This is a genomic window from Kitasatospora sp. NPDC051702 (genome assembly GCF_040681575.1).
Classification (GTDB): Bacteria; Actinomycetota; Actinomycetes; order Streptomycetales; family Streptomycetaceae; genus Kitasatospora.
Map to the genome: position 1 here is coordinate 1 of NZ_JBFAZB010000043.1, position 14,497 is coordinate 14,497.

Annotated in this window: 11 protein-coding genes; 7 read left to right on the plus strand and 4 right to left on the minus strand. The window is 73.6% G+C overall.

The genetic code is table 11. The features are described 5' to 3' along the window. The first annotated feature begins 503 nt into the window (after positions 1 to 503). The gene (locus tag AB0N04_RS29165) at positions 504 to 953 is read left to right on the plus strand and encodes a PTS glucose transporter subunit IIA (RefSeq protein WP_360223427.1); all 450 of its coding nucleotides are present in this window, start codon (positions 504 to 506) and stop codon (positions 951 to 953) included. 97 nt (positions 954 to 1,050) lie between these two features. After that, complete coding sequence (gene ptsP, locus AB0N04_RS29170) at positions 1,051 to 2,721, plus strand: phosphoenolpyruvate--protein phosphotransferase (RefSeq protein ID WP_360223429.1); 1,671 nt, start codon at positions 1,051 to 1,053, stop codon at positions 2,719 to 2,721. 188 nt (positions 2,722 to 2,909) lie between these two features. On the opposite strand, the gene AB0N04_RS29175 is transcribed toward ptsP, so the two are convergent. The 3 genes from AB0N04_RS29175 to AB0N04_RS29185 all read right to left on the minus strand — a co-directional run bounded on the left by AB0N04_RS29175 (position 2,910) and on the right by AB0N04_RS29185 (position 6,559). Beyond that, on the minus strand, positions 2,910 to 4,946 hold the full coding sequence (locus tag AB0N04_RS29175; RefSeq protein ID WP_360218709.1) for an acetoacetate--CoA ligase: 2,037 nt from the start codon (positions 4,944 to 4,946) through the stop codon (positions 2,910 to 2,912). 127 nt (positions 4,947 to 5,073) lie between these two features. Next, on the minus strand, positions 5,074 to 5,622 hold the full coding sequence (locus AB0N04_RS29180; RefSeq protein ID WP_360218706.1) for an NUDIX domain-containing protein: 549 nt from the start codon (positions 5,620 to 5,622) through the stop codon (positions 5,074 to 5,076). Between the two features lie 34 nt (positions 5,623 to 5,656). Then, positions 5,657 to 6,559 (minus strand): NUDIX domain-containing protein, encoded by a 903-nt coding sequence (locus AB0N04_RS29185; RefSeq protein WP_360218703.1) that lies wholly within the window; start codon positions 6,557 to 6,559, stop codon positions 5,657 to 5,659. Positions 6,560 to 6,718: 159 nt separating this feature from the next. Between AB0N04_RS29185 and mmuM the strand changes: the two genes are divergently transcribed. From mmuM to AB0N04_RS29210, 5 genes are all read left to right on the plus strand, one after another. Continuing rightward, positions 6,719 to 7,663 carry a homocysteine S-methyltransferase gene (gene mmuM, locus AB0N04_RS29190; RefSeq protein ID WP_360218700.1) on the plus strand — a complete coding sequence of 315 codons (945 nt, stop codon included), beginning with the start codon at positions 6,719 to 6,721 and terminating at the stop codon, positions 7,661 to 7,663. A gap of 118 nt (positions 7,664 to 7,781) precedes the next feature. Continuing rightward, entirely contained in the window at positions 7,782 to 8,546 is a 765-nt protein-coding gene (locus AB0N04_RS29195; protein WP_360218697.1) for an IclR family transcriptional regulator, read from the plus strand. 291 nt (positions 8,547 to 8,837) lie between these two features. Then, positions 8,838 to 9,557, plus strand: coding sequence for an MIP/aquaporin family protein (locus AB0N04_RS29200; RefSeq protein WP_360218694.1), 720 nt, complete (start codon positions 8,838 to 8,840; stop codon positions 9,555 to 9,557). A 90-nt stretch (positions 9,558 to 9,647) separates the two neighbouring features. After that, positions 9,648 to 11,168, plus strand: a complete 1,521-nt coding sequence (glpK, locus tag AB0N04_RS29205; RefSeq protein ID WP_360218691.1) for a glycerol kinase GlpK — start codon at positions 9,648 to 9,650, stop codon at positions 11,166 to 11,168. Positions 11,169 to 11,320: 152 nt separating this feature from the next. Continuing rightward, entirely contained in the window at positions 11,321 to 12,916 is a 1,596-nt protein-coding gene (locus tag AB0N04_RS29210; protein ID WP_360218688.1) for a glycerol-3-phosphate dehydrogenase/oxidase, read from the plus strand. Positions 12,917 to 13,217: 301 nt separating this feature from the next. Here AB0N04_RS29210 and AB0N04_RS29215 read toward each other — a convergent pair whose 3' ends face one another. After that, positions 13,218 to 14,438, minus strand: a complete 1,221-nt coding sequence (locus AB0N04_RS29215) for an amidohydrolase family protein (protein ID WP_360218685.1) — start codon at positions 14,436 to 14,438, stop codon at positions 13,218 to 13,220. Between the last annotated feature and the right edge of the window lie 59 nt (positions 14,439 to 14,497).

The window sequence follows — 14,497 nt, forward strand, 5'->3', positions numbered from 1 at the left end:
GCGTTGACTTTTGGCACGCTGTTGAGTTCTCAAGGAACGGACACTTCCTTCGGTCTGCCTTCCAGCAGGCCCTCCGGGCGCTTCGTTCTTTCGTGATTCCCAGCCTACCAGATGCTTTCCGTTCCGTTTACCGGACGTTTTCACATCTGAAACCTGGTGTTAACCGCCGACTCGCGGCGACTCGACCAACCATAGCGGGTCGTCCGCCGGAGTGCGAATCGAGGCGCACCGGGTGTCACCCGGTCGGCGGCATGATTTGTTGCTCTCGCGAGCATATACAGCAATGGTCCCGATTCGCCAAGATGCCTGTAGAGTGCGGCGCATCGGCCAGAGGACTAGACCACTAGCGGCCGGTGGGCCGCCCGCCGACAGGCCGGGCAGGGCGTGGTTCTTCGCCCGGGAATGTCAGCAGATGTCCGAAGTTGACATGATTTAGGCTTCAGTTGATCGTCGCGCCGCTGCTCGCGGCCGCTCGCTGTACTGCGCACTTGGGAGGCACAACCATGACCACTGTGACGTCGCCGCTGACCGGCAAGGTCGTCGGGCTCGCCGGCGTGCCGGACCCGGTCTTCTCCGGCGCCATGGTCGGCCCCGGCACCGCGATCGACCCGGTGCGCCGCCCGACCGAGGCGGTCGCCCCGGTGGACGGCGTCGTCGTCTCCATGCACCCGCACGCGTTCGTCGTGGTGGACGCCGAGGGCCACGGAGTGCTGACCCACCTGGGCATCGACACCGTGCAGCTGAACGGCGAGGGCTTCGAGCTGCTCGTCAACAAGGGCGACACGGTGACCCGCGGCCAGGCCGTCATCAAGTGGGACCCGTCGGCCGTCGAGGCCGCGGGCAAGTCGCCGATCTCGCCGATCGTGGCCCTGGAGGCGAACGCCGACTCGCTGGGTGGCCTGCGGGAGGACGGCGAGGCCGTCTCCGGCGACCCCCTGTTCAGCTGGAGCTGACCCCTTCCTCTCACACGTCCGCCCCGGCAGCTCCTGCGGGGCGGCCCGGCACTCAGCGGTTCCCGGCGGGGCCGCTCCTCTCAGCGGAGACAGCTATATGGAGAAGACACTGCGCGGCGTGGGTGTCAGCCACGGGGTCGCGATCGGCCAGGTCCGGCACATGGGGACCGCGGTCCTGGAACCCCCCGCGACCCGGATCCCGACCGAGGACGCCCCGCGCGAGCAGGCCCGTGCCCAGGCGGCCGTGGACGCCGTCGCCGCGGACCTGATCGCCCGCGGCAACCTGGCCGGCGGCGAGGCGCAGGCCGTCCTGGAGGCCCAGGCCCTGATGGCCCAGGACCCCGAGCTGATGGCCGACGTGTCCCGCCGGATCGCCGTCGGCAGCAGCGCCGAGCGCGGTGTCTACGACGCCTTCGCCGCCTACCGGGCGCTGCTCGCCTCCGCCGGGGACTACCTGGCGGGCCGGGTCGCCGACCTGGACGACGTGCGCAACCGCATCGTGGCCCGGCTGCTGGGCGTGCCGATGCCGGGCGTACCGGACAGCGACGAGCCGTACGTGCTGTTCGCGCGGGACCTGGCGCCGGCCGACACCGCGCTGCTCGACCCGACGCTGGTGCTCGGCTTCGTCACCGAGGAGGGCGGGCCGACCAGCCACAGCGCCATCCTCGCGCGGGCCATGGGCGTGCCGGCCGTCGTCGCGCTGCCCGGGGCGAGCGACGTGGCCGAGGGCACCGTCGTCGCGGTGGACGGCAGCTCCGGTGACGTGCTGCTGGAGCCCTCGCGGGAGAAGCAGGACGAGCTGCGGGCGGTCGCCGCCGAGCGCAAGGCCGCGCTGGCCGCGTCCTCCGGGCCGGGGCAGACCTCGGACGGGCACCGCGTGCCGCTGCTGGCCAACGTCGGTGGCCCCGCGGACGTGCCGGCGGCGCTGGAGAACGGCGCCGAGGGCGTCGGCCTGTTCCGCACCGAGTTCCTGTTCCTGGACGACTCGGCGAAGGCTCCCAGCGAGGAGAAGCAGGTCGAGGCGTACCGCAAGGTGCTGGAGGCGTTCCCGGAGGGGCGGGTCGTGGTCCGGGCGCTCGACGCGGGCGCCGACAAGCCGCTCGACTTCCTGACCCCCGCGGACGAGCCGAACCCGGCGCTCGGCGTGCGCGGTCTGCGCACCCTGCTGGAGAACCCCGAGGTCATGCGCACCCAGCTGCGCGCGCTGGCCACGGCCGCCGAGGGGCTGCCGGTGCACCTCGAGGTGATGGCCCCGATGGTGGCCGACCGCAAGGACGCCAAGGACTTCGCGGACGCCTGCCGGGAGGCCGGGCTGGACGCCAAGTTCGGCGCGATGGTGGAGATCCCCTCGGCCGCGCTGCGGGCGCGGGCGATCCTGCAGGAGGTCGAGTTCCTGTCGCTGGGCACCAACGACCTCGCCCAGTACACCTTCGCCGCCGACCGTCAGGTGGGCGCGCTGGCCCGTCTGCAGGACCCGTGGCAGCCGGCGCTGCTCGACCTGGTCGCCGCGGCCGCCGACGCGGCGCGGACGACCGGCAAGAGCTGCGGCGTCTGCGGCGAGGCCGCCGCCGATCCGCTGCTGGCCGTGGTGCTGGTCGGTCTCGGCGTCACCAGCCTGTCGATGGGCTCGGCCTCGATCCCGTACGTGCGGTCGACGCTCGCCAAGTACACGCTGGCGCAGTGCCGTCGGGCGGCCGAGGCGGCCAGGGCCACGGACAGCGCCGAGGAGGCGCGGGCCGCGGCCCAGCAGGTGCTGTCCGGCGAGTAGCCCGCTGCGGGCCGTCCGGACCCGGGCACCCGTCCGGAGCGAACGCCGAGAGGGGGGGGGGGCCCCCCCCCCCGCGGGGGGGGGGGCGCGCCCGGGCGGGGGGGGCGCGGGCGCGGGCGCCCCCACCACGACGGTGGGGGCGCCCCTCTCGGCGTTCCTCGGCGCGGACCGGCCGCGCCCGGGGTGGGTCAGGACCGGCGGTCGCGGCCGAGCTGCTCGAAGAAGCGCAGGTGGTCGAGGTTGTCGACGGATCCGGGGTTGACGGCCTGCTCCAGCGGCGTGCCGGAGAGCAGGCGCTTGACCGGGACCTCGATCCGCTTGCCGGTGAGGGTGTGCGGGAGGCCGCGGACGGCGATCACCTCGTCCGGGACGTGGCGCGGGGAGAGCTCGGTGCGCAGCGAGGTCCGGATGCGGCCGATCAGGTCGTCGTCGAGGGCGGCGCCGGGGGCGAGGACCACGAACAGCGGCATCCAGTAGCCGCCGTCGGGCTCCTCGAGGCCGATGACCAGGGACTCGGCGATCTCGGGGAGGCGCTCGACGACCTCGTAGATGTCCGAGGAGCCCATCCGCACGCCCTGGCGGTTGAGCGTGGAGTCGGAGCGGCCGTGGATGACGACGGTCCCGCGGGAGGTGACGGTGATCCAGTCGCCGTGGCGCCAGATGCCGGGGTACATGTCGAAGTAGCTGTCGTGGTACCGGGTGCCCTCGGGGTCGTTCCAGAAGCCGGTGGGCATGGACGGGATCGGCTTGGTGACCACGAGTTCGCCGACGGCGTCGGTGAGCGGTTCGCCCCGGACGTCCCAGGACTCGACCGCGGCGCCCAGGCAGGGGGCCTGGATCTCGCCGAGGTACACCGGGAGGGTGGGGACGCCGCCGACGAAGCAGGAGCAGACGTCGGTGCCGCCGCTGACGGAGGCGAGCCAGACGTCCTCCTTGACCTCGTCGTAGATCCAGCGGAAGCCGTCGGGCGGCAGCGGGGAGCCGGTGGTGCCGATGCAGCGGACGGCGGAGAGGTCGAGGTCGCGGCCGGGGTGGAGGTCTGCCTTGCGGCTGGCGATCACGTAGGCGGCGGAGGTGCCGAGCACGGTGGCGCCGGTGCGGGCGGCCACCGACCAGAGGGCGCCGGTGTCGGGGTGGCCGGGGCTGCCGTCGTAGGTGACGATCGTGGCCCCGACCAGGAGGCCGGCCAGCAGGAAGTTCCACATCATCCAGCCGGTGGAGGTGTACCAGAGGAAGCGGTCCCGCGGCCCGAGGTCGAGGTGGAGGCCGGCCTGCTTGAGGTGTTCCAGCAGGATGCCGCCCTGGCTCTGGACGATGGCCTTGGGCAGGCCGGTGGTGCCGGAGGAGTAGAGGACCCAGAGCGGGTGGTCGAACGGGACGGCCTCGAAGACCGGTTCGACGTCGTCGGCGACCAGGTCGTCCCAGTGCAGCGCGCCCTCGGGGGCCGGGGCGCCGAGCAGCGGCACGTGCACGACGGTGTGCAGGCTGGGGAGTTCGCGGCGCAGCTCGGCGACGACCTCGGTGCGGTCGTGGTCCTTGCCGCCGTAGTGGTAGCCGTCGACGGCGAACAGGACGACGGGCTCGATCTGCTGCAGGCGGTCGAGGACGCTGCGGGCGCCGAAGTCGGGGGCGCAGCTAGTCCAGACGGCGCCGACGGCGGCGGTGGCCAGGAGGGCGACGGCGGCCTGCGGGACGTTCGGCAGGTAGGCGCTGACGCGGTCGCCGGGCCGCACGCCCCGGGCCCGCAGGGCGGCGGTCAGCGAGCCGACCTGGCGGCGCAGCTCGGACCAGGTGAGGACGGTCGGCTGCTCGGTGGTCTCGTCGAGGTGCAGGACGGCCGGGCGGTCGGCGTCGGGCGACTTCGCCCCGTCGGGGCCGGGCTCGGCGGCGCGCAGGGCGTGCTCGGCGTAGTTGAGGCGGGCGCCGGGGAACCAGCGGGCGCCGGGCATGGCCGGGTCGGCGAGGACCGTCTCGGGGGCCTCGGTGAAGCGGACGTCGAACCACCGGGTGACCGCGGTCCAGAAGCGGTCGAGGTCGGCCGTGGACCACGCGTGCAGGTCCGCGTAGCGCTGGGCGGCCTGCTGGTCGTCGTCGGCCGGGGCCAGCGGGGCGGCCGGGGCGCCGTGGTGTTCGGCGGCCCAGGCCTGGAAGGCCACCAGGCTGGTGGCGGCGGCGCGAGCGGGGTTCGGGCGCCAGAGCGGCTGGTCCTGGGTGGGGGTGCTCACGGTGGTGGTCTCCCGGCCGGTGGTGGGGACGGGAGTGCTTGTGGCAGGCCCGTCCGGTTGGGCTGTCGGTGCAGACCATGCCATGTGAGCGGCCGCTGCGCCAGGGTCGGCCGGGGGCGTCGGGCGGTCAGAGGGCGTTGGGCAGGCCGGCGAACCAGGAGCGGGAGACGTTGGTGTGGAAGTCCCAGACCAGCGGGGTGTCGGGGGTGGCGAGCAGCCAGCCGTCGGTCTCCTCGGTGGGGTGCGAGGGCGGCAGCTCGGCGAGCGGGCGGGCGGGGAGCAGTCCGCAGAGGAAGACGAAGCGGCCGTACGGGTCGGAGGCCGTGGAGAAGAGGGTGACGTCGGCCGCGTCGGCGAGGATGCCGCTCTCCTCGCGGAGCTCGCGGACGCAGGCCTGCTGCCAGGTCTCGCCGAAGTCCACGTAGCCGCCGGGGAAGGCGAGTTCGCCGTAGCCGGGTTCGATGGTGCGGCGGATGACGACGAGGGCGGGGTCGGCCTCGGGCCGGGTGACCGGGAGGACGGTGATCGCGACCGGGAGCGGGTTGCGGTAGCTGATCTCGGCGCAGCCGGGGCAGGTGCGCGGCCAGTCGCGGGTGCCGGGCGGGTAGGCGGTGCCGCAGAAGTGGCAGTGCGAGAAGGGGTGGTTGACCGGCTGGGCGGCGTCGTCGGTGGTCATGCCCGGATGGTAGCGGCCGACCGGTGGCGGACCGTCAGGGGAGCTCGGGCTCACGGGTGGGGCGCAGCAGGGCGGGGTGGAGGAGGTTGGCGCCGCCCGCGTGGTAGGTGCGGGCGCGGGGGCCGCCACGGGCGCCGCCGCGGGTGGTGGTGGCGCCGGTGCTCTCGACGAAGCCGGGGACGGAGAGCACCTTGCGGTGGAAGTTGCCGGGGTGGAGCTTCTCGTCCCAGACGGCCTCGTAGACGGCGCGCAGGTCGGGGATGGTGAAGTCGTGGGGCAGGAAGGCGGTGGCGAGCGGGCTGTACTCGAGCTTTGCGCGCACCCGGTCGAGGCCGTCGGCCAGGATGCGGGCGTGGTCGAAGGCGAGCGTGCGGGAGGAGGGGCCGGTGGGGCCGCCGACACCACCCCCGTGGGTGTCGGCGGGCCCACCGGCGGCTTGAGGTCCGCCCGGGGACGGGGCGCCCAGGTCGAGGCCGGCGACCGGGTGCCAGACGGCGGCCGCGGCGTCGGTGCCGGCCTCCGGGTCGGGCAGGTCGGGGGCGAAGGCGAGGTAGGCGACGGAGACCACGTGCATGCGCGGGTCGCGGTCGGGGGCGCCGTAGGTGCCGAGCTGCTCGAGGTGGACGCGGCAGAGCGCGGCCTCGACCTCGGAGCCGCCGAGCAGGCCCGTCTCCTCGGCGAGCTCGCGGGCGGCGGCCTGCTCCAGGCTCTCCTCCCCGGCGCGCAGGAAGCCGCCGGGCAGGGCCCAGCAGCCCTGGTACGGCGGGGCGCCGCGTTGGACGAGCAGGACGTGCAGGCTGCCCCGGCGCAAGGTCAGGGCGACCACGTCGACCGTGACCGCGATCGGGGCGTAGGCGCGCGGGTCGTAGGCGGCGAGCCATTCCTGCTCGTTCTCGGGCGCGGTCGGGGGCTGGGTGGACGCGTCGTCCGCTGCCATGGCCGGCTCCTCTCCGCGCTCGCCGCCGTACGGGGTGCTGTCGTTCTCTGGCTGAGCACAACGTAGCGACTGCTTTCCTGGGCGGCAAATGGTTTTCCGGGCCGGCGGGGCCGTCCGGCTCCTAGGCTGTGAGCAGGAACGACCGTCGAGGAGGCCGCCGTGCCCACTGCTCCCCCGTCGGACTTCGCCGCGGCGCTCGCGGCCGGTCCCCTGGTCCTGGACGGCGGGCTGTCGAACCAGCTGGCGGCGGCCGGGCACGACCTGTCGGACGCGCTGTGGTCGGCCCGGCTGCTGGCGGACGCGCCGGAGGCGGTGGTGGCGGCGCACCGGGCGTACTTCGCGGCCGGGGCCGAGGTCGCCATCACCGCGAGCTACCAGGCGAGCTTCGAGGGCTTCGCGCGGCGCGGGGCCGGCCGGGCGGAGGCCGCCCGGCTGCTGGCGCGCAGCGTGGAGCTGGCCCGGGAGGCGGCCCGGACCGAGCCGGGCGGCCGGCGGCGCTGGGTGGCGGCCTCGGTCGGCCCGTACGGGGCGGTGCTGGCGGACGGCTCGGAGTACCGGGGCCGGTACGGGTTGAGCACCGCGGAGCTGGTGGCGTTCCACCGGCCGCGGATGGAGGTGCTGGCGGCGGCGGGGCCGGACGTGCTGGCGCTGGAGACGGTGCCGGACGCCGAGGAGGCGCGGGCGCTGCTGGAGGTGGTGCGCGGGCTGGGGGTGCCGGCCTGGCTGTCGTTCAGCGTGGCGGGCGGGCGGACCAGGGCAGGTCAGCCGCTGGAGGAGGCGTTCGCGCTGGCGGCGGAGGTGGACGAGGTGCTGGCCGTGGGGGTGAACTGCTGCACGCCGCAGGACGCCGACCGGGCGGTGGCGCTGGCGGCCGGGGTGAGCGGGAAGCCGGTGGTGGTCTACCCGAACAGCGGGGAGGAGTGGGACGCCGCCGGGCGCGACTGGCGCGGCGAGCCGACGTTCCGCTCGGCGCGGGTGGGGGGCTGGCTGGCGGACGGGGCCCGGCTGGTGGGCGGCTGCTGCCGGGTGGGCCCGGACGGGATCGCCGCGCTGGCGGCGGAGGTGGCGGTGCTCCGGACGCAGCGCGCGCGGGCCGCAGGTTGACGGGGATCCGACGCGGATCACCGAGGGGGAAGGTGCACGGACGGCCGAGGGCCTGGCAGACTCGTCCCGTCACCACTGCGGTCGACAATGTCGACCGCCTGTCAGCGCGGAGGTACCCATGCCCGGCCCGATCCAGTCGCTCTCCCGGGCCGCCGCCATCTTGCGCCTGCTGGCGGGCGGTGAGCGCCGTCTGGGCCTGTCCGAGGTCGCGACGGCGCTGGACCTCGCCAAGGGCACCGCGCACGGCATCCTGCGCACGCTGCAGCAGGAGGGGTTCGTCGAACAGGACCCGGAGAGCGGCAAGTACCAGCTGGGCGCCGAGCTGCTGCGGCTGGGGCAGAGCTACCTGGACGTGCACGAGCTGCGGGCACGGGCCCTGGTCTGGGCCGACGACCTGGCCCGGGCGGCCGGCGAGACCGTCTACCTGGGGGTGCTGCACCAGCAGGGCGTGCTGATCGTGCACCACGTGTTCCGGCCGGACGACACCCGGCAGGTGCTGGAGGTGGGCTCGATGCAGCCGCTGCACAGCACCGCGCTGGGCAAGGTGCTGCTGGCCTACGACCCGGTCGCGCGCGGCGAGTTGGGCGACGGGCCGTACCAGCCGTACACGCTGCGCACGCTCACCGAGGCGGCCGACGTGGACGCCGAGAGCGCGCTGACCAGGGAACGTGGCTGGGCGGACTCGGTGGAGGAGACCTGGGAGGGCGTCGCCTCGATCGGCGCGCTGATCCAGGACCGGCGGCGCAACCCGGTGGGCGCGGTGTGCATCAGCGGCCCGGTGGAGCGGGTCTGCGAGGACGGCTTCGTGAAGCCCTCGCTGGTGGCCTCGGTGCGCAGCGCGGCGCGGGCGATCTCCCGCGATCTGGGCGCCGGGCGGTTCTGACACCCGGGGCGTTTTCGTCACGCTGAGGCGCGGACGGGCTGGAGGCCTGTCCGCGCCTTGGCGTTTTGCCCCGGTTCGGGGCGCTCCGCTGGGTAACTTCGAGGCAAGGGTCACAGCTGCGTAACCCCTGCTTGACGCGGAGCCGACCTGGGGAGGAAGCTTCCGCATGACGGTCGACATTGTCGAACGATGGCCGGGAAGATCACTCCCACGATGCGCTCACCCGCACAGCGATCGCCCGGCCTCCTTCCCCCACCCGCACCTCCGGGCCATATGGACAAGGGAGTCTTTGTGTCCGCGTTCTCCAACGGCGACGTCTTCGTCGGCGAAACCCTCGGCACCGCCGCCCTGATACTTCTCGGTGGCGGCGTCTGCGCCGCTGTGACCCTCAAGAAGTCGAAGGCCGTCAACGCCGGCTGGCTGGCGATCACCTTCGGCTGGGGCTTCGCGGTCCTGATCGCCGCCTACATGTCGGCTCCGAAGTCCGGCGCGCACCTCAACCCGGCCGTCACCATCGCCCTCGCCATCAAGAGCGGCGACTGGAGCCAGGTCCCGCTCTACCTGGGCTCCCAGATGCTCGGCGCGATCATCGGCGCCGTTCTGGTCTGGGCCACCTACCTCGGCCAGTTCCAGGCCAACCAGGAGCCCACGCTCGGCATCTTCTCGACCGGTCCCGAGATCCGGAACCCGGTCCAGAACGTGCTCACCGAGGTCATCGGCACCTTCGTGCTCTGCTTCGCGATCCTCACCATCGGCACCAACACCGGGCTCTCGCAGACCGGCACCGGCACCCTGATGGTCGCCTTCACCGTCGTCGGCATCGGCCTCTCGCTGGGCGGCCCGACCGGCTACGCCATCAACCCGGCCCGCGACCTGGGCCCGCGCATCGCGCACGCCCTGCTGCCGATCCCCAACAAGGGCGGCTCCGACTGGTCGTACGCCTGGGTCCCGGTGGTCGGCCCGCTGATCGGCGGCGCGCTCGCCGGCGGTCTGTACAACGCGATGTTCTAGGCCGGGTTCGAACCCGCCGAGCACGGGGACTGACCCCTGCGTCAGGCCCACCCACCCCGTATCCCCCGAACCCCGAGCCGAGGACCCTCCATGACCTCCACTGGCAACTACATCGCCGCGATCGACCAGGGCACCACCTCCAGCCGCTGCATCATCTTCGGCGCCGACGGCCGGATCGTCTCCGTCGACCAGCAGGAGCACCGGCAGATCTTCCCGCAGCCCGGCTACGTCGAGCACGACGCCGCCGAGATCTGGACCCGGGTGCAGTCCGTCGTCCGCGGCGCGCTGGAGAAGGCCGGTCTGACCAAGGACGACATCCGCGCGATCGGCATCACCAACCAGCGCGAGACCACCGTCCTGTGGGACAAGAACACCGGCGAGCCGGTGCACAACGCGCTGGTGTGGCAGGACACCCGCACCGAGGGCCTCTGCCGCGAGCTCGGCCGCAACGTCGGCCAGGACCGCTTCCGCCGCGAGACCGGCCTCCCGCTGGCCAGCTACTTCGCCGGCCCGAAGATCCGCTGGCTGCTGGACAACGTCGAGGGCCTGCGCGAGCGCGCCGAGGCCGGCGACATCCTGTTCGGCACCATGGACACCTGGGTCATCTGGAACCTCACCGGTGGTGTCGACGGCGGCAAGCACGTCACCGACGTCACCAACGCCAGCCGCACCATGCTGATGAACCTCAAGACCCTGGCCTGGGACGAGAGCATCGCCGAGTCGATGGGCGTGCCGATGGCCGTCCTGCCGGAGATCCGCTCCTCCGCCGAGGTCTACGGCGAGGCCGTCGGCGACCTGGCCGGCGTCCCGGTCGCGTCCGCGCTCGGCGACCAGCAGGCCGCCCTGTTCGGCCAGACCTGCTTCAACGAGGGCGAGGCCAAGTCCACCTACGGGACCGGCACCTTCCTGCTGCTCAACACCGGCGAGAAGATCGTCAACTCGTACCACGGCCTGCTGACCACCGTCGGCTACCGGATCGGCGACCAGGCCCCGGTGTACGCCCTGGAAGGCTCCATCGCCGTCACCGGCTCGCTCGTCCAGTGGCTGCGCGACCAGCTCGGCATCATCTCCACCGCCGCCGAGATCGAGACCCTCGCCAACACCGTCGAGGACAACGGCGGCGCCTACTTCGTCCCGGCGTTCTCCGGCCTGTTCGCCCCGTACTGGCGCTCCGACGCCCGCGGTGTGATCGCCGGCCTCACCCGGTACGTCACCAAGGGCCACCTGGCCCGGGCCGTCCTGGAGGCCACCGCCTGGCAGACCCGCGAGGTCGTCGACGCCATGCAGAAGGACTCCGGCGTCGAGCTCACCGCCCTCAAGGTCGACGGCGGCATGACCAGCAACAACCTGCTCATGCAGAACATCGCCGACGTCCTGGACGCCCCGGTCGAGCGCCCGTACGTGGCCGAGACCACCGCCCTCGGCGCCGCCTACGCGGCCGGTCTCGCCGTCGGCTTCTGGAACGACCTCGACACCCTGCGGGCCAACTGGCACCGCGCCGCCGAGTGGACCCCGCGCATGGACGAGGCCACCCGGGAGCGCGAGTACAAGAAGTGGCTCAAGGCCGTGGAGCGCACCATGGGCTGGGTGGAGGAGGAAGAGACCGACTGATCGACGAGCCGGTCGGGGCCCCGGGCCCCGACCGGCAAGTTCCGTTTCACCGGCCCGCCGCACCGGGCCGACCGGCCTCTCCCGCAGGGGCCGCACCGCACACGAGAGGAGTAACGGCGCCGCCCGACCCGCGCGCGCCGTACACAACCACCATGGCAACCATCCCGACCCTGGGCGCCGAGCGCTTCGCCGGCCGCACCGCCTCCCGCGCCGAGACCCGCGAGCTGCTCGGCAAGGCCACCTACGACCTGCTGGTGATCGGGGGCGGCATCCTCGGCACGGCCGTCGCCTGGACCGCGTCCCAGGCCGGACTGAAGGTCGCCATGGTCGACGGCGGCGACTTCGCCGGCGCCACCTCCAGCGCCTCCTCCAAGCTCGTCCACGGCGGCCTGCGCTACCTGCAGACCGGCGCCGTCAAGCTGGTCGCCGAGAACCACAAGGAGCGCCGCGCGCTCGCCACCGACGTGGCCCCGCACCTGGTCAACCCGCTGACCTTCTTCGTGCCGGTCTACAAGGGCGGCCCGCACAGCGCGCCCAAGCTCGGCGCCGGCGTCTTCCTCTACTCCGCGCTGTCCGCCTTCCGCGACGGCATGGGCCGGGTCTCCACCGCCGCCCACGCCGCCCAGCAGGTGCCCGCGCTGCGCACCGAGGGCCTGCGCTCGGTGGCCGTCTACGGCGACCACCAGATGAACGACTCGCGCGTCGCGGTGATGACCGTGCGCGCCGCCGTCGACGCCGGCGCCGTGGTGCTCAACCACGCCGAGGTCACCGGCCTGCGCTTCACCGGCGGCCGGGTCACCGGCGCCGAGGTGCGCGACCGCCTGGACGGCACCGAGTTCGGCGTCGACGCCCGCCTGGTGCTCAACGCCACCGGCCCGTGGGTCGACCACCTGCGCCGGATGGAGGACGCTGGCGCCGCGCCGTCGATCCGCCTCTCCAAGGGCGCCCACGTCGTCGTCAAGCGCCGCTCGCCGTGGCGCGCCGCGCTCACCATCCCGATCGACAAGTACCGCGTCTCCTTCGCCATCCCGTGGGAGGACCACGTCCTGCTCGGCACCACCGACGAGGAGTACACCGGCGACCCGCAGGACGTCCGGGCCACCGACGCGGACATCGACCAGATCATGGGCGAGGCCGCTCACGCCATCCGCGACGAGCACCTCGACCGCGACCTGATCACCTACGCCTTCGCCGGCCTGCGGGTGCTCCCCGGCGGCCCCGGCGACACCGCCGCCGCCAAGCGCGAGACCGTCGTCACCGAGGGCAAGGGCGGCATGCTCTCCGTCGCCGGCGGCAAGTGGACCACCTACCGGCACATCGGCCGCACCGTGCTGGAGAAGCTGGCCCACGTGCCGGGCACCACGCTCGGCGAGGACATGTCCCCGATCGCCGCGACCGTGCCGCTGCCGGGCGTCGGTGCGCCGAACGCCGTCGCGCACCGGCTGCTGATCGACCGCGAGCCCGGCTCGCGGATGGAGCCGCTGGTGGCCAAGCACCTCGCCAGCCACTACGGCACCCTCTCCTTCGAGATCGCCCGCATGATCGACGAGAACCCGGAGCTGGGCCGCCCGATCCACGAGGACGGGCCGGACGTCTGGGCGCAGGTCGCCTACGCGGCCGACAACGAGTGGGCGTACACGGCGGACGACGTGCTGCGCCGCCGCACCACGATGACCGTGCGCGGGCTGGACACGCCGGAGATCCGGGACGAGGTCGAGGCCTTCCTCGCGAAGCGCGGAACCAAGTAGGAGCAGCCTCGCGGCGAAGCGCGGAGGCGAGTAGGCGCAGCCTCGCGAAGCGCGCCGACCGCGTGGGCGGGACGGATCCGTGCCAAGGGCGGACACTCCGGGGTTTCCCGGGTGTCCGCCCTTCCGCTGTGGCGGGTGCGCCGTCCGTCACGATCGCATCAAGTTCCCACCGGCCAGGTCAAGGAGCTGCTGCTCCGGCCGGCGGGGCGGGACGGCGGGGACGGCTGGCAGGTCGTCCTGAGGTAGCGGGGCCGGGGCAGCAAGGGACGCCCCGAGGGTGGTGTCCGCCCTTCCGGTTCGGTCAGACGGGCGTGCCGGCCTTGATCACGTGGCGCAGGTGGCGGTCGGGGCGGGTGAGGACGGCGAGGTCGGCGAGCGGGTCGCCGTCCACGACGAGCAGGTCGGCGTGCGCACCCGGGGCGAGGGTGCCGATCTCGCCCTCCAGGCCGAGCAGCCGGGCGGCGGTGGTGGTCGCCGAGCGGAGCACGTCGGCGGCCGGCTGCACCCGGGCGCGGAGGGTGAACTCCTCGAGCTGGGCGGGGTGCAGCGGGCCGAGCAGGTCACTGCCGTAGACCAGGTTGACGCCCGCGCGGTGGGCGCGTTCGAGGGCGGCGAGGCCCTGGTCGCGGACCTCGGCGAGCTTGCCGAGGGAGGCGGGCGGGAGGCCGGAGCGGGCCCCGAGCCGTGCGGTCTGCTCGTAGGCGACCAGGGTGGGCACCAGGTAGGCGTCCTTCTCCAGGAGCAGCGCGACGGTGCCGTCGTCCAGCAGGTTGCCGTGCTCGACGCAGCGCACCCCGGCGCGCAGGGCGCGGTCGATCGCGCGCGGGTGGTAGGCGTGCACGGTGACGTAGCGGTTGTGGTTCTCCGCCTCCTCGACGGCCGCGCGGATCTCCTCCTCGCTGTACTGGACGGCGGCGATCTCGTCGTGCGGGGAGGCGACGCCGCCGGAGAGCAGCACCTTGAGGTGCCGGGCGCCCTTGCGGAACTCGTCCCGGGCCGCGGTGCGGACGGCGTCGACGCCGTCCGCGATCCGCCCGAAGTTCGGGCGGGACTCGCAGCAGGGCAGGGCGTCGTCCCCGCGCGGGCGCAGGTCGCCGTGGCCGCCGGTCTGGGAGAGCGCCTTGCCGCCGTGGAGCAGGCGGGGGCCGAGCGCGAGCCCCTCGTCCAGGGCGCGGGCCATGCCGTGGTCGGCGCCGCCGACGTCGCGGACGGTGGTGAAACCGCGGCGCAGCATGCGTTCGGCCTCGGCGAGGGCGCGGACGGTGGCGTAGCCGGGGGTCCAGTTGGCGACGTCGTGCAGGTCGAGGGTGGTGACCAGCAGGTGGACGTGCGCGTCTATCAGGCCGGGCAGCACGGTTGCGCCGGCGGCGTCGAGCACCCGGACGTCCTCGCCCGCGGCGGGCGGTCGCCCGGTGCCGGTGGCGGTGATCCGGCCGTCGGCGGCCTCCAGCCAGCCGCGGTCGGTGCGGGTGCCGTCCTCGGGGTGGAGCAGGTGGGCGTCGGTGATCAGCAGTCGGCTCATGGCGGTGGTCCTCCCCGGTTTCAATACGACCTGTATTGAATACACCATGTATCGTTCTG